The sequence below is a fragment of the Blastococcus sp. CT_GayMR20 genome (genome assembly GCF_004570345.1).
This window is the reverse complement of the sequence record NZ_SPQM01000021.1, coordinates 1-15262: the sequence shown is the minus strand read 5'-3', so window position 1 is coordinate 15262 and position 15262 is coordinate 1. Positions and strand designations below refer to the sequence as shown.

12 protein-coding genes, 1 tRNA gene and 1 pseudogene are annotated in these 15262 nt (G+C 69.6%); 10 read left to right on the top strand and 4 right to left on the bottom strand.

Annotation, left to right across the window (positions count from 1 at the left end):
- Positions 1-161 precede the first annotated feature (161 nt).
- Positions 162-1304: a flagellar motor switch protein FliG gene (gene fliG / locus E4P40_RS07720; protein WP_245160195.1), complete on the bottom strand. Its 1143-nt coding sequence runs from the start codon at positions 1302-1304 to the stop codon at positions 162-164.
- Between the two features lie 982 nt (positions 1305-2286).
- Here fliG and E4P40_RS28840 point away from each other — a divergent pair.
- From E4P40_RS28840 to E4P40_RS27970, 5 genes and pseudogenes are all read left to right on the top strand, one after another.
- Positions 2287-2790, top strand: a complete 504-nt coding sequence (locus tag E4P40_RS28840; protein WP_245160194.1) for a hypothetical protein — start codon at positions 2287-2289, stop codon at positions 2788-2790.
- Between the two features lie 206 nt (positions 2791-2996).
- Complete coding sequence (locus tag E4P40_RS07710; protein WP_167762145.1) at positions 2997-3641, top strand: TetR/AcrR family transcriptional regulator; 645 nt, start codon at positions 2997-2999, stop codon at positions 3639-3641.
- Between the two features lie 1668 nt (positions 3642-5309).
- Positions 5310-6547, top strand: a pseudogene (istA, locus tag E4P40_RS07700) (IS21 family transposase).
- Positions 6544-7320 (top strand): IS21-like element helper ATPase IstB, encoded by a 777-nt coding sequence (gene istB, locus E4P40_RS07695; RefSeq protein ID WP_135158191.1) that lies wholly within the window; start codon positions 6544-6546, stop codon positions 7318-7320. Before istA ends, istB begins: the two are co-directional and overlap by 4 nt.
- Positions 7321-7666: 346 nt before the next feature.
- Complete coding sequence (locus tag E4P40_RS27970) at positions 7667-7807, top strand: hypothetical protein (RefSeq protein ID WP_167762144.1); 141 nt, start codon at positions 7667-7669, stop codon at positions 7805-7807.
- A gap of 447 nt (positions 7808-8254) precedes the next feature.
- Here the strand turns inward: E4P40_RS27970 and E4P40_RS07685 are convergent, their stop codons facing one another.
- Positions 8255-9079: a class I SAM-dependent methyltransferase gene (locus tag E4P40_RS07685; protein WP_135158189.1), complete on the bottom strand. Its 825-nt coding sequence runs from the start codon at positions 9077-9079 to the stop codon at positions 8255-8257.
- Between the two features lie 384 nt (positions 9080-9463).
- Between E4P40_RS07685 and E4P40_RS07680 the strand changes: the two genes are divergently transcribed.
- Positions 9464-9772, top strand: a complete 309-nt coding sequence (locus E4P40_RS07680; protein ID WP_135158188.1) for a hypothetical protein — start codon at positions 9464-9466, stop codon at positions 9770-9772.
- 408 nt (positions 9773-10180) lie between these two features.
- On the top strand, positions 10181-11386 hold the full coding sequence (locus tag E4P40_RS07675; protein ID WP_135158187.1) for a tyrosine-type recombinase/integrase: 1206 nt from the start codon (positions 10181-10183) through the stop codon (positions 11384-11386).
- 101 nt (positions 11387-11487) lie between these two features.
- Here the strand turns inward: E4P40_RS07675 and E4P40_RS07670 are convergent.
- Together E4P40_RS07670 and E4P40_RS07665 are read right to left on the bottom strand one after the other, a co-directional pair.
- A tRNA-Leu gene (locus tag E4P40_RS07670) sits at positions 11488-11572 on the bottom strand.
- Between the two features lie 54 nt (positions 11573-11626).
- Positions 11627-12664: a GGDEF domain-containing protein gene (locus E4P40_RS07665; RefSeq protein ID WP_245160193.1), complete on the bottom strand. Its 1038-nt coding sequence runs from the start codon at positions 12662-12664 to the stop codon at positions 11627-11629.
- 85 nt (positions 12665-12749) lie between these two features.
- On the opposite strand from E4P40_RS07665, the gene E4P40_RS07660 reads away from it, so the two are divergent.
- The 3 genes from E4P40_RS07660 to E4P40_RS07650 all read left to right on the top strand — a co-directional run.
- On the top strand, positions 12750-14078 hold the full coding sequence (locus E4P40_RS07660) for a M20/M25/M40 family metallo-hydrolase (protein WP_135158185.1): 1329 nt from the start codon (positions 12750-12752) through the stop codon (positions 14076-14078).
- Positions 14079-14085: 7 nt separating this feature from the next.
- Positions 14086-14889 carry an SDR family oxidoreductase gene (locus E4P40_RS07655; protein ID WP_135158184.1) on the top strand — a complete coding sequence of 268 codons (804 nt, stop codon included), beginning with the start codon at positions 14086-14088 and terminating at the stop codon, positions 14887-14889.
- A gap of 130 nt (positions 14890-15019) precedes the next feature.
- A partial coding sequence (locus tag E4P40_RS07650) for an alcohol dehydrogenase catalytic domain-containing protein (protein ID WP_167762143.1) occupies positions 15020-15262 on the top strand: 243 nt, incomplete at its 3' end.

Sequence of the window (15262 nt, the reverse complement as noted above, 5' to 3'; positions counted from 1 at the left end):
GACCCGCTAGATGTGATCCGGGATCATCGCTGCGGAGGAGGCTCGGCTGCCGGCCGGCCGCTTTCCAACTTCCCGTGGATATTTTCGGACTCCGCCGGAAGGCTCAGCCAGCCGCCCGGGTTCTCGGCTGCGGCGACATGCTGCGGCCGTCGGTGTTTCGGTCACGCAATCAGCTCTTCGTCGTCCCCGCGGTTGATCGTGAGCGCACCCGAGGCCTCCAGCGTGCGGATGGCGGCGACGACCTTGGCCTGGGCTTCCTCGACGGTGCGGGTGCGCACCGAGCCGAGCAGCTCGATCTCCTCGTTGAGGTTTTCGGCGGCGCGCTCGGAGAGGTTCCGCACGACCTTGTCGCGGACGTCGGGCCGGACACCCTTGAGCGCCGTGGCCAGGTCGTTGGCCTCGACCTCGCGCAGCACCTGCTGCAGGGAGCGGTCGTCGATGGTGACGATGTCCTCGAAGACGAACATCTGCGAACGGACCTGCTCGGCGAGCTCGGGGTCGGTGTTGTCCAGCCACTCGAGGATGGAGCGCTCGGTCGGCCGCGGCGAGCGGTTGATGATCTCGACCAGGGCTGCGACGCCGCCGACCTCGGCGCTCTCTTCTCGCAGCAGTGAGCCCATCCGGCGGCCCAGCTCCTCCTCGACCAGTCGGACCATCTCCGGGGAGGTGCGGTCCATCGTGGCGATCCGGTGGGCGACCTCGGCCTGCTGCTCCGGTGCGAAGCCGGAGAGGACCTCGGCGGACTGCGCGGCGGTGAGGTGCGCGAGGACCAGGGCGATGATCTGCGCGTGCTCGTCCTTGAGGAAGGTGACGAGCTGACGGACGTCGACGTTCCTCAGCGACCCAAACGGCACCTCGGTGTAGACGGCATTCACTCGGGCGACGAGCTCCTCGGCCTTCGCGTCGCCGAAACCTGCCGCGAGTATCTCGCGGGCAAACTCCTCGCCGCCCTGGCCGTACAACTGCCCACCGCGCAGAAGGGCATGAAGTTCGGTCATGACGTCTTCCACGTCAGCGACCTCGACCGCGCCCAAAGCCAGCAGCTCTCGGGCGAGCATTTCGACCTCGCTGGGTCGCAAGTGCGTCAGGACCAGGGCGGCCTCATCGGTGGCCATTTGCGCCAAGAACAGCGCGGCCTTGCGTAAACCAGACAACTGCGGCCGCGGGGCCAGCGCGGATGGAGGGGGAGTGTCGACTTTCAGGGGTGAGGCCGAATCGCTCGCCAGACCGTTGGTCTGCCGAGCGCGCTGTAAGAGCTTCAGGCGTGGCGTGGCGTCGCCGGCCCTGCCGGACCCTCGGCTCACCTGAGGCTCGGCTGTCACCGCCCCCACGGATCGTCTTCCTTCGCAAAGAGGACGACTCGACTGCGACTACCCATCGCGTGCGACCTGCCTTCTGACGACTCACGGGACGGCGCCGCGGCTTCATGAACTGGGTCTCCGGCCGCGGGGCGGGAGGCGATCTCTGCGTCGGGTTCCTCGGCCGGGAACGATTCAGGGGCTGGTTCATCGGGCGGCGGCACGTTCTCGCCCGTGCGTTCCGGGCCGGCCGCGTCGGTGGAAACGTCGCCGGCGGGTGATGAACCCCCAGCGCTCGGCACTCCCGCGTCGATTGCCTGAGCGTCCGCCTCGCCTTGTCCCCTTCGGCGCTGCTTTTCGGCTTCGAGTGCTGATGTGTCAATGTCCTCGGCCAAGGCCGTCGTCGCCTGGGGTCGGGTTGCCCGCTGTCGACGTCGTACGGCGGTTGCTGCCAGCGCGACCGAGGCCGCGGCGAGGAGGCAGGCCGCGGGCCTCAGGTCCGTCGACAGGGAAGGGCCCCCATCCGGAACGGCGCGGTTCCCGGGTACAGCCTGCCTCGGGGCTGGCGCCGCGAGGTCCGGAAGGTCCCGGAAGCCGAGATCCGGCAGCCGCGGCGCGGCAGCGGCCTCGGGGATTGCCTGTACGTCACGAGCCCACGATGGGGGCGCACCAGCCAAGGGCCCACTTTGCTCGGATGGTGACTCGGTCATGGGCCCGGACGGGGAGGACGGCGAGACCGCATCCTGATCGAGCCGCTGGGCCCTGTAGTTCCCTACCCCGAGGACCACCAACATGCCGCCGACCAATGCGAAGGGGACCAGCTTGCCCAGCCACGTGCCGACCGGCCCACGCCAGGCTCGCCTGCGGCACTGGAAGTAGCGCAGTGCCAGGCGAGCGGTGCGCAATCCCCGTTGAGCGGCGGACCACGCTTGACGGCTCACGTCCGGCACGGGGATCCACCGCCCCCTGGGGCAAGGCCATCGAGCAGGTGATCAACCAACTGATGAAGGTCCACGAGCGTCCGCGCGTCGACAGCCCTCAGGCGGTTGAGCGCCAGCCCCCGAAGGATCCAGTTCAGCGTTTGTATGCGCTCCGGCTGTGCCGCCCCGTCGCCGGTTGCCCGGGCCAGGAGTGCGCCGACGGCCTGCGCAAGGGGCCGATCGAACGCCTCGATCACCGCGACTCTGAGTCCGGGGTTCCACTCCGCTGCGCTGAGCACGGCGGCGATCACGCGCTCGTCGGGTCCTCGATTTCCCAACCACGTTTCGAGGAGCCGCAGAAGGTCACCTCTCAGCGATCCGGTGGCCTCGGGGACGGGAAACAGGCGGACATGCTGCAAGGCCACGACGACGACTTCGTCGAGATCCGACTGCTCCAGGCCCTGGCCGGCCGCCCCGGCACGAGCCTGGATTTCTTCCAGCGTCAGACCGGCATGGCCAAGCTCCGCGAGCGCACTGAGAACTGCGCAGAGTACGAGTCGACAACTCGGTGACTCCCACGTGAAGCGGAGTCCCATGCTTGCCTCCGGGTAACCGCAGTCCTAGATGGCTGAAGCATCTGCGGGAGGACCAGGCGATAACACGGAGAGTGAGCTTAACCTCACGGAACGCAGCGGTTCCGCGGCCCGCTGCGTGTCGCGGTATGCGGAGGCATGAGCGGGCAGAACGCTACGGAGAGTCACAAATTAGAGTCGATCTTGTGACGAACGATGCACCTGCTCAGTCATCAGTGCCGACATCGCGACGAACCCGGTGCAGTGCCTACCCGCTGGACCCCGCGAAGGACGAGGCGATTAGGGCCGCGGTGGTGCAAGTCCTGGCCGAGGTCGGCTACAGCAGGCTGACCATGGACGAAGTGGCCATGACTGCAGGTGTAGGGAAGGCCGCGATCTACCGACGGTGGTCCAGCAAGGCCGACTTGCTGGTGAGCTACATCGACATGGAAAGCGTTGCCGGGCTCGTGCTCGCGGACACCGGCTGGCTTCGCGACGACCTCGTCATCCTTCTGACTTCGATCGCCGACCTCCTCGCCGGCCCGGTAGGGCGTGCCAATCGCGCGCTCATCGGCATACTCCATGAGAATCCAGCACTGTTCGATGCATACCGGCACGGGCCGCTCGACCGATGGAGCGCGGCCTTCACTGAAGTGTTTCGTCGCGCCGTGGAGCGCGGCGACATCACACCCGATGCGGCTACGTCCGTAGCAGCCGAAGCAGGCCCGGGGATCATCATCCAGCGTTGGCTCATAACGGGCGCCGCCCTCGATGAGGAACTTGTGAGGGCGGTCGTCGAGCAGGTCATGATCCCACTACTTCGGGGTGCCACCAGGCCGCCGAGCCCCTGAGCGTTGACATTGGCTTGTTCCCGACGGATCGAGGCGCCAGGCGGCGCTACACCAGATTGATCCGAGCACAGCGACTTTTTGCCTTGCCTGGAGACAGCCGGAGACTGCCGGTGACTGGCGGCCCGAGTCCCGATGATCTCCGTCGGGAGGGCTGACGGCTTGCGCGATCCGCTGGGCTTTGTGGGCCCGAACGGCGTTGTCTCGCGGCGTTGAGGCTCCTGGGGGACCGACAAGGCGGGCGGCACGCTAGTTCCCAGATGGGGCTGGGGGCTTATGCCAGGCTTCTCCGACGCCGAGGACAATTGCGCCGAGCTGATGGGGCAAGCTGTTCCCGGGCGTGAGCCAGACCTCTGGCTGGTGAGAGTCAGGCCTGCTGTTCCCAGCGGCCCCTGGTTCGTAGTCGGGCGACCACCGACCCGGGGCTTTCGCCGCTTCTCAGCCATCCAGACACCGTCTGGCCGTCCACGGAGATGTCCAGGACGCGGGGGGTCAGGCCCAAGTCCAGGAGCCGGAAGGCCTGATCCGGGTCATTGATGCCGCGCGATGTCCAGGCGCGCTCCTCTACGTCGGAGAACAAATGCTGGCGCCAGCGCGTCAGCGGCTCGTAAGTCCGACCGTGTGGCGGACGGGGCCGCGCAGCGGGTCGCAGTGAGCTGCGGTCGATGTCGAACAACAGTGCGGCGAGGTCCAATGGGTCCTCGTGGTCGTCGGACGTGCGGTGCGAAGGCGCAACCGGTGCCGGCTGGGCTGCCTGCCCGCGGGGGCCCGCCGCGGGGCCGCGCGGTGGAGTGTGGGTCGCTGCCGGTCGGGGCACGGGCTGCGGGGAAGTCCCGGCCGGCGGCCGACGCGAGGACTGGCGCGGGGACCCGGGTACTCCGGGCAGGGGCTTGTTGTGCTCCCTGCAGAGGGCATGGACGACGGGGAGCGGGAGCGTGCTGGCGGCGCTCTTCACAAACTCGCCCCGCTCCTTGAGTAGGGCTAACAGGACCTTGCTGTCGATGCCGAAATGCTGGGCAAGCTCATGAACTCGGATCGCGCGCGTTGACTGCCTCCGTGATCGAAGCGGCTGAGCCCGGACGAGCCCCTATCAGGAAGAAACGGTACGGGCGCGGTCCGACAGAACGCTGCGGCTCGCACGGCGTGTCGCAGGCACCGTCGCCAGGACTCCCGGCGCGCCGCGCTCACCTACGCCGACGACCCCGCAGACATCGCCCGATCACGAAAGATCGAGGCTGGGTGTACCGACCACGGACGTTGGTGACAGCAGACGGCGCGGATCGATGACATGGGACTGCCTCCGGGGAGTCGACCCCTCCGGACACTCACGGGCGTTATTGAGCGCAATCGGTACGACAGGTGCCCGAGGGGAGGTCGTCGGCGGTCGCCGCGTAAGACGACCTCAGTCGAGTCCAACAGAACTTCGACCCTCGCGAGGGGGGCGCTGCGCTTGATCCTCTGGTCGAGACACGCGGGAACGAAGCGCGTTGCTTGGCGACGGCGGCAGGCGGGCTCTAGACGTGCCGGGTCGTCGGTTCGCCGGGACTGGTCGGCGTCGGCAGCCCAGGCCTAGGAGAGTGTCGACGGCGCCTGAAAACTGACCCCCTCGCGACGGTTGAAATTTGACCCCCTCCCGAGACCCTGGCTCGAGCCGAGCCGGGGAGGGACGAGGTGTTGTCCGTGGAGGATTGGGCGGAGATCCGCCGGCTGCATCGGGCCGAGGGCATCCGATCAAGCAGGTAGCGCGGGTGCTGGGGGTCTCGCGGAACACGGTTCGGACGGCCCTGCGCAGCGACCAGCCGCCGAGGTATGAGCGCACCAGTCGAGGGTCGGCGGTGGATGAGGTGGAGCCGCGGATCCGGGAGTTGCTGCAGGCGTTCCCGACGATGCCGGTGACGGTGATCGCCGAGCGGATCGGCTGGAGCAGGTCGATGACCGTGCTGAAGAAGCGGGTGGCCGAGCTGCGGCCGGTGTATCTGCCGCCGGATCCGGCGTCCCGGACCGCCTATGTGGCCGGCGAGATCGCCCAGTTCGACCTGTGGTTCCCGCCGATCACGCTGCCGGTCGGGTCCGGTCAGAGCCGGACGGCCAAACAGCTGCCGGTGCTGACCATGGTCTGCGGCTACTCCCGCTGGGCGGCCGCGGTGCTGATCCCCTCCCGGACCGCGGAGGACCTGTTCGCCGGCTGGTGGCAGCTGCTCGCCGGGCTCGGCGCGGTGCCGCGGGTGCTGGTCTGGGACGGCGAGGGAGCGGTCGGCCGCTGGCGCGGCGGCCGCTCGGAGCTCACCGCCGAGTGCCAGGCTTCCGCGGCACCCTGGCCACGAAGGTGCTGATCTGCCGACCGGCCGACCCGGAGGCCAAAGGCCTGGTCGAGCGGCTGCACGACTACCTGGAGCGCTCGTTCCTGCCCGGCCGGTCGTTCACCGGCCCGGCCGACTTCAACGCCCAGATCTCGACCTGGCTGGGGCTGGTGAACACCCGCACCCGCCGGGCGCTGGGGTGCGCGCCGACCGACCGGATCGCCGCCGACCTGGAGCGGATGTTTGCCGCTGCCGCCGGTCGCCCCGGCGACGGGGTGGCGCTGCTCGACGCGGCTGGCCCGGGACCACTACGTGCGGCTGGACGGCAACGACTACTCCGTCCATCCGAGCGTGATCGGCCGGCGGGTCGAGGTGCTCGCCGACCTGCACCGGGTGCGGGTGTTCTGCGACGGCCGGGTCGTGGCCGACCACGACCGGATCTGGGCCAAGCACCAGACCATCTCCGCCGACGAGCACGTCACCGCCGCGAAGGCGCTGCGCGCGGCCCGGGTCGGGCTGCTGCGCCCGGCCCCGCCCGCCGAGGTGGAGATCCGGCCGCTGAGCGACTACGACACAGCCCTCGGCCTCACCGACGGGGGCGTGGCATGAGCGGCCGGGACCTGGGCGCGGAGGTGGCGTTCCTGACCCGCGCGCTGAAGGCACCCACCCTGCGGGAGGCGGTGCCGCGGCTGGCCGAACGGGCCCGCGAGCAGTCCTGGTCGCACGAGGAGTTCCTGATCGCCTGCCTGCAGCGGGAGGTCTCCGCCCGCGAGTCCCACGGCGGCGAGGGACGGATCCGGGCCGCCCGGTTCCCGGCCCGCAAGAGCCTGGAGGAGTTCGACTTCGACCATGCCCGCGGCCTGAAACGGGACCTGATCGCCCACCTGGGCACCCTGGACTTCGTCACCGCGAAGGAGAACGTGCTGCTCCTCGGCCCGCCGGGCACCGGCAAGACCCACCTGGCCACCGGCCTGGCCATCCGGGCCTGCCAGGCCGGTCACCGGGTGCTGTTCGCCACCGCCACCGAGTGGGTCACCCGGCTGGCCGAGGCCCACCACGCCGGCCGGCTGCAGGACGAACTCCGCCGGCTGGGCCGCTACCCGCTGCTGGTCGTCGACGAAGTCGGCTACGTGCCCTTCGAACCCGAGGCCGCCAACCTGTTCTTCCAGCTGGTCTCCTCCCGCTACGAGCGCGCCTCGCTGATCGTGACCAGCAACAAGCCCTTCGGCCGCTGGGGCGAGGTCTTCGGCGACGAGGTCGTCGCCGCCGCCATGATCGACCGCCTGGTCCACCACGCCGAGGTCATCTCCCTCAAGGGCGATAGCTACCGACTCAAAGACCGAGACCTCGGCCGCTCCGCGACCGCCACCGAAGACGCATGACCACGAGGGGGTCAATTTTCGGCCGTCGCTAGAGGGTCAACTTTCGACCGTCGTTGACAGAGAGCGACGTCGTCGTCGGCGTGGCCCGGGGTTGCTGCTGTGGGATCCCTCGCGGAGGTCATGAGCCTCGCTAAGAACTCCGGTTGCTGGTTGCAATTGCGATTGCAGTTAGTGTGTTCGCGGTTGTGTATACACGTTCGTGGCTGTCCAAAACCCGCAGGTCAGACGGCTTACGGGACCGCGGCCTGAGTCGTCTGTGGTCGCAGTTTGCGCGCCTGTACCTAGCAGCAGCGCTCCCATGCGGTCGGCGGCCTCGCGAGCGAGTGCAGGCATGCCGTGGCTGTAGTTGTCCATCGTCGTGCGCAAGACCCGAGCCGCGCTGGCGCAGGGCTCGGTGGTCATCGCCTGCTCGATCAGCTGCCCGAACGGCTCGATGCCGGTGGTCGGCGCGGTGCGGCCGATCACGCGGGCGGCGTGGACGTCGTAGGCGGCCAAGTATGCCAGCCTGCCGCCACGGACGCCCACCAGCCGCTCTGGCAGTGTGGGAGGCAGGGGTTCGAGTCCCCTCAGCTCCACCCATCTGAGCAGGGCGCCCAACACCGCCGGCCCCGGCGACGAGGACCGTGTGGTCGACCCGTCAACGACCGAGTCGGATACAGCCCGCACGCTTCTTGATCCGAAAGGTGCCTCCTGCCTCACGCGGACATCGAGCTCGAACGCGCAACATCTGGCGGGCCAGGTTGGCCTTTCGTGCTCCTCGTCCGGCAGCAAGCAGCCGACCCGCGGTGAGATCCTCGGGGTAGGACCATCTGGTCCTCAGCCCTTCATTGCGCGATCAGCGCCGCCCGTCGGCCCGGAGACCCGCTCGGTTGATCGGTTGGGTCGCCGCGCAGGTACGCGATGTCAGGCCGGCGAGCAACCCCAGACGCAGACCTCATCCTGACTTACGGCAGATCACCGTCACCGGATGCGTGCGGCCCTCCTCGATGTTGCGGGCCGAGTTGCGCCACTTCTCAACAGCCCCAGGCCCCATGAGCACATGCAGGCCTAGGGCCGGCAGTTCGCCACGCTCCGCCACTGCCAGGGTCGCCCGGTATCCCTGCAGGTAGTCCTGGCCGGTGTCGGTGACGTCGATGTCGACGAAACCCGCTGCGCCGAGGAGTTCTACGGTCTCCTCGGGCGTCACGAGGAACTCCCCCCGGCCGTCCTCCGACCAGGGCACCGGGTGGTATGTCGGACCCGCGTTTCCTCGGCCGTGTTCCGTGATCGCGAAGAATCCACCAGGTCGGATCACCCGCCAGGCCTCACCGAAGAAGGAGGGCCGGTCCGGCACGTTCATCGTGACGTGCTGGGCGTAGCCGCCGTCAAACGTTCCGTCGCCGTAAGGCAGGGCCTGACCGTCCCCCTGTCGCAGGTCGACCACTGCCCCCATCCCGAGCAACTCCGTCAGCCGCCGGCCGGCGTCGATGAACGGCCCAGTCACGTCGATGCCGCTGACCCGGCAACCGAAGCGCCGGGCGAAGTAGCGCGCCGGCCCCCCGAGCCCGCAACCCACGTCGAGCAAGTGGTCCCCGGCCCTCGCTGGAAGGGAGTCGCCAAGCTGGATCGTGGCCGGCAACCCGCGAGCGTGAAAGTGGTCGACCGGGGCGAGGTCCTCGATGGTCAGCGCGTCGAGTGACTTCCCCGCCGCGTGGAGCGCGGTGACGATCCGACCGTAGACATCCCCGCTGGCCCAGTGCTCGGCGACCGCGGTAGTCATCGAGGACTCCCGGCATCTCGGATGAAGGACTCGAGAAACATGGCCATCTCCTCCTCGCTCCTCAGCCGGAGTGGTTCACTGCAGAGAAGAAATAGTCGGCGGACGGCGCCAGCTTTCCCCGCCCCAGCTCAACTATTTGGCTCAATAGGGGCCTGGACCTCTTGAGCCTTGTACTCCTCTACGGTCGATGGTGTCGCCCGCTGGTGCCTCACGTACAGACCTTTCTATGCCCGCCAAGGCGACGTCTGTCGCGAAGCGCGGGGAGGCATCGAAGTGCTCGGCGAGTGAGGCGCCTGCTCGGCCCTCCGCCGGGAGGTGAGGGGTGCATCCCGCCGGGTTGGCCAGGTACGCCTCGCACATCCGAAGGGTCGGGCTACATACTCCGTGGTCAAGGCGGCGATCGAGGGGCCAACTCTGTCACTGCGCAGGGAGGTCACCCCGTTCGGCATCACCGCCATGACGGTCGCGGCCGGTGGCTTCCGCACCGACCTCGCCGGCCGGTCGCTCGTCCAGCCGGAGACGCCGATCGCCGACTACGTCGAGACCGCTGGCAAGCGCCGCAAGGAGCACCGCGCCGGTCACGGCATGCAGCCCGGATACCCGGCGCCGGCAGCGGCCGCGTTGATCGACGCACTGCGGGCGGCTCTCGACGCCTGGGAGGACGGCAGCCGCAGCATCGACTTCACCGACTGACCACCTCTCAGGGTCGCAGAATGGTGCAGCCGTGGTGGCCAGACTGCGTCGTTCAGGCGCGCTCCACGGGGTTCGTCGGTGACCGAATGCACATCTGACTTGCGGAGATGCACCTCGGCGAACGCCCCGGAACCACCTCAAGCCGCTCTGGCAGTGCGGGGCAGCGTCGGCGGGGTCGGAGTATCAAGCCTCGCCGCCTACGTAGCCGGGCGGGACGGAAGGGAACTGGAGAATTTCCGGAGCCGTCCGGACAGGCTGATGAGTAGGCGCGTCCTGGCTAGTTAGCCGTTCGTCCACAGGTCGTCCGGATTCCACAGATCCACTCTGGCCGGTTCACGGCTCGGATCGTCGCTACTAGACGACGAGTGCCTGCGTTGGGCAGGGCCCACCTCTACGCCGGGAGATCTGATGGCGACCAAGCCGCGACGACGTCAGGCTGGCGAGGGCGGTATCAGCGAGTACGCGACGAAGGCCGGTCCGCGCTTCCTCATCAAGTACCCGGTCATGCTCCAGGACGGTGCGAAGCGCGTCGTCCTCAAGCGGGGGTTCAAGAGTCGTCGCGACGCGGCTGCGCAGCTACGGCTGGAGATCGGCAAAGCGGAGACCGGAGCGTGGGTCGAGCCGACGAAGCAGCGGCTCGACGATTACCTGGCTCAGTGGATCGCTGGGCAACGGCTCAGCGCCTCGACGCTCTCCTCCTACCGGAAGAACATCCGGCTGCACATCAACCCTTACCTCGGCGAGACCAGTCTGACCCGGCTCACGGGTGCAGCGGTGGACGCCTGGATGCGCACGTTGGAGGCGTCGGGCCGCGCGGACGACAGAGGAGGGCTGTCCGCACGGACGGTGCGGTACATCTACACGATCCTCCGGTCCGCGCTGAGCGACGCTGTCAAGCACGGTCGGCTGACCCTGAACCCGACCGATCGCTCAACACCGCCGAGCCCGTCGGAGGCCCGACCGCCCGAGATGCAAGCGTGGACAGCCCCTGAACTCAGTCGCTTCCTGCACTGGGCCGAGGCTCGTGATCCGGACCTGGCGATGGGCTGGCGACTGCTCGCGGCGACTGGGATGCGCCGAGGCGAGGCGCTGGCGCTCCGATGGCGAGATGTGGATCTCGACGCCGGCCGACTGCAGGTCCGGCGCAGTCTCAGCACGGTGAAGACGAAGGGCGCTGGCGAGCAACTCGTCGAGGGGCCGACGAAGACCGGCCAGGCGCGGGTCGTCGACATCGACGCCGACACGATCGCCGCTCTGCGCGCCTACCGAGCGGTACGTGGCTCGCTGACGCTCGATCTCGTGCGGGACACCGCACCCGTGCTCGGCAACCTGGACGGCACGCCCCGGCACCCCGAGCGGTACTCCCGCCGCTTCGTCGACCAGGTCGCCCAGGCCCGTCGAGCACTAGGGGAGGACCAGCTCCCGAGGATCCGGCTGCACGACCTGCGCCACACCCACGCGACGCTGCTCTTAGCGGCCGGCGAACCGGTGAAGGTGGTGTCGGAGCGCCTGGGTCACGCCAACGCGATGATCACGCTGACCGTCTACCAGCACGTGCATCCCGGCATGGGCAGGCAGGCTGCCGACCGGTTCGCGGCTCTGCTCAGGGGCTGAAGCGCCTTGCGAAGTATCACGGCGGTATCACAGGGCCGTTTCGGGGCCGGACATGACACCGCCCCGGGGTCCCGACCTGCAGGAACACCGGGGCGATCGAGTGTCCGAGGGGGGACTTGAACCCCCACGCCCGATAAAGGGCACTAGCACCTCAAGCTAGCGCGTCTGCCATTCCGCCACCCGGACGAGTGCGGGGCAAGACTACCGGAACCGCCGAGCCGTCCGAAGCACCCCCCGGCGTCAGCCGCCGGCGACCGCCACACGGTCCCGACCGGCGCGCTTGGCGTCGTAGAGGGCGCCGTCGGCCGCGGTATAGAGACCGCGCCGGTCGTTGGAGTGCTGCGGCACGTGGGCGACGCCGACGCTGATCGACAGCGCCAGCAGACCGCCGTCGGCAAGGGTCAGGGGAGTGGACCGGACGGCCTCGTGCAGGTCCTCGGCTCGCCGCACCGCGACCTCCCGGCTGCAGCCGGGCAGCAGGACGGCGAGCTCGTCGCCTCCCAGCCGGGAGAGGACGGCGTCCTCTGCGCGGACCTGTCCGCGCAGGACCGTGGACAGGTGGACGAGGACGTCGTCGCCCACCGGGTGCCCGTGGGAGTCGTTGATCGCCTTGAACGCGTCGACGTCGATGAGCACCAGTGCCGTGCCGCCCGGCACCGATCGGGCCAGCGCGGCCTCGAGTGCGCTGTCGAACGCCCGGCGGGTCGCCAGGCCGGTCAGCGAGTCGACCGTCGCCTGCTCCTGGAGTGCGGTCACCAGGCGCTCCTGCGTCCCGTTGGCCCGGACAAGTAGCACCGCCATGACCGCCAGGACGGCGCCGAAGAACACGAAGTCGGTGAGCGCCGCGACCGTCGGCAGCAGGACGAGCAGGCTCAGCCCGTCGCCCACGAGCGCCACCGCGGTCACCAGGGCCACACCGGCCGGCCGCAGGTGGGAGGCCGCGAAGAAGACGGGGAAGGCGAAGAACGCCTGAGCCGCGGCCGAGGTGTCGCGGGTGATGACGTTCAGCGTGCAGATCAGCGCGACACCGGCGATGGCCACTGCAGGGCCCACCCCGACACGGTCGAGGATCAGCGCCGGCACGACGGTGCAGGCGAGAGCGGCACCCAGCAGAGCGACGACGCCGATCCAGTGGACAGCCAGCGTGACGGCGTCCGCACCGGACTGCTGGAACACCGTCAGCCCGGCGACGACGGCGGCGCAGACGAGCAGGATCAGCCGCGCGCTGTGCGCGGCTGCCTCCGGATCGCGCGCCCGCAGTGCGCCGGTCGTCCTCACCCCCGAAGCATCGGCGCCGGAGGCGGAACGATCCAGGTACGGATCACCCCTCCGGGGGAGGGGCTGCCGGTGGCACGATCGCCGCATGGCCGACGCCCCCGATGCACCCCTCGCCCGAGCCCAGGGCGAGGTCGCCGAGCTGCTCTCCGACCTCATCCGGATCGACACCACCAACACCGGTGACACCCGCACGGGCGCCGGGGAGCGGGCCGCCGCCGAATGGGTCGCCTGCAAGCTCGCCGACGTCGGCATCGAGTCGCAGATCTGCGAGTCCGAGCCGGGACGGGCCAGCCTCGTCGCCCGCATCGAGGGCGCCGACCCGGGCCGCCCGGCGCTGCTCGTCCACGGCCACCTGGACGTCGTGCCTGCCGACCCCACCGAGTGGAGCGTGCACCCCTTCTCCGGCGAGGAGCGCGACGGCTACATCTGGGGCCGCGGCGCCGTCGACATGAAGGACATGGACGCGATGGTCCTGGCGCTGGTGCGCGACTGGGCGGTCACGGGCACCACACCCCCGCGCGACATCGTCCTGGCCTACGTGGCCGACGAGGAGGCCGGCGGCACGCTCGGCGCCCGCTGGCTCGTCGACGAGCACCCCGACCTCTTCGAGGGCTGCACCGAGGCGATCAGCGAGGTCGGCGGCTTCAGCATCACCGTCCGCGACGACCTGCGGCTCTACCTCGTGCAGACCGCCGAGAAGGGCCTGGCCTGGATGCGGCTCACCGCGACGGGCAAGCCGGGCCACGGCTCGTTCGTGCACGACGACAACGCCGTCACCCGGCTCTGCGAGGCGGTCGCCCGGCTCGGCTCGGCCCGCCTGCCGACGGTGCTCACCCCGCCGATGCGCCAGTTCCTCGCTGCCGTCGAGGACGCCTACGGCATCGAGATCGACCCCGACGAACCGGAGCAGGCACTGGCCCGGCTCGGCAGCATCAGCCGGATGATCGGCGCGGCGCTGCGGAACACGGCCAACCCGACCATGGTCGAGGCCGGTTACAAGGCCAACGTCATCCCCGGGACGGCGAGCGCCACCGTCGACGGGCGCTTCCTGTACGGGCAGCACGAGGAGTTCGAGCGCCAGCTGGCCGGCCTGATCGGCGAGGGGATCCAGCGCGAGTGGCTGGTGCACGACAACGCCGTCGAGACGACCTTCGACGGGCCTCTCGTCGACCAGATGGTGGCCGCCCTCAAGGCCGAGGACGACGGCGCGCGGCCGGTGCCGTTCACGATGAGCGGCGGCACCGACGCCAAGAGCTTCGAGCGCCTGGGCATGCGCTGCTTCGGGTTCTCGCCGCTGCGCCTGCCGCCGGACCTGGACTTCGCCTCGCTCTTCCACGGCATCGACGAGCGGGTGCCGATCGAGTCGCTGCAGTTCGGCATCCGCGTGCTCGACCGCTTTCTGCGCTCTGCATGATGGGGGAGTGACTCAGCCCACTCCCGCGCCCGGATCCGTTGCTCTGATCACCGGGGGGTCCGGTGGCTTCGGCCGGGCGCTGGCGAGGAAGCTCCGGGCGCTCGACGTCAACGTCGTCCTCACCGACCTCGACAGCGAGCGCAACCGGCAGGTCGCGGCCGACCTCGGCTGCCCGTTCCTTCCCCTCGACGTCACCGACCTCGCCGCCAACGAGGCAGTGGTGGCCCAGGTCGAGGCCGAGCACGGCCGGCTGGACGCCGCGTACCTCAACGCCGGCATCTCCGCGGCCAAGAGCGACGAGGCCCTCGACCTCGACGAGTTCATGAAGGTCGTGGAGATCGACCTGTTCGGCGTCGTGAACGGCGTCCAGGCCGCCCGGCCGGCGATCACGCGGGCCGGTGGGGGAGCGATCGTCGTCACCGCGTCGCTGGCGGGGCTGTCGCCGATGGCCGGCGACCCGGCCTACAGCGTGGCCAAGGGCGGGGCGGTCGCCTTCGTCCGGTCGATGGCGCCGCGACTGGACCGCGACGGCATCACCATCTCGGCGATCTGCCCCGGCTTCGCCGACACCGCGATCATCGACCCGATCCGCGAGGAGTTCGAGAAGGCCGGCTTCCCGGTGCTCACCGCCGACGAGGTCGCCGACGCGATGATCGCGGCGTGGACGTCGGCCGAGCCGGGCGCCGCCTACGTCATCCAGCCGGGCCTCGGCGCCGTCCCGTACAAGTTCAAGGGCGTGCCGTCGGCGAAGACCGAGTCCGGCGAGACGGCCGTCGTCCCGGAGGCGCTGCGCCCGCCGTCCATGCGCTGACCCTCCTGGCTCACCGCATGGGGTCCTGGCTCACCGTCGACGCTGAGCCAGGACCCCTGTTGATCAGGTGACCTGATCATCATCGGGACCCAGTGACGGCGGTACCCAGCGGTCTGGCAGGGTCGGGCGCATGCGTGCATGGCGGGTCCACGAGCTCGGCAATCCCGACGACGTCCTCAAGCTGGAGGACGTCGAGCAGCCCACCCCCGGCCCCGGCCAGGTGCTGGTCAAGGTGCGGGCCGCCGCGCTGAACTTCTTCGACAACCTGATGATCCAGGGCGTCTACCAGGAGAAGCCGCCGCTGCCCTTCACGCCGGGCAGCGAGCTGTGCGGCGAGATCGTCGGGACCGGCCAGCGCGTGCTCGGTTCGACG

Excerpts from the sequence above, each read along its gene's own strand:
- istB (WP_135158191.1), top strand. The coding sequence starts at position 6,544 with ATGAGCGGCCGGGACCTGGGCGCGGAGGTGGCGTTCCTGACCCGCGCG.
- E4P40_RS07685 (WP_135158189.1), bottom strand. The coding sequence starts at position 9,079 with ATGACTACCGCGGTCGCCGAGCACTGGGCCAGCGGGGATGTCTACGGT.
- E4P40_RS07675 (WP_135158187.1), top strand. The coding sequence starts at position 10,181 with ATGGCGACCAAGCCGCGACGACGTCAGGCTGGCGAGGGCGGTATCAGC.
- E4P40_RS07660 (WP_135158185.1), top strand. The coding sequence starts at position 12,750 with ATGGCCGACGCCCCCGATGCACCCCTCGCCCGAGCCCAGGGCGAGGTC.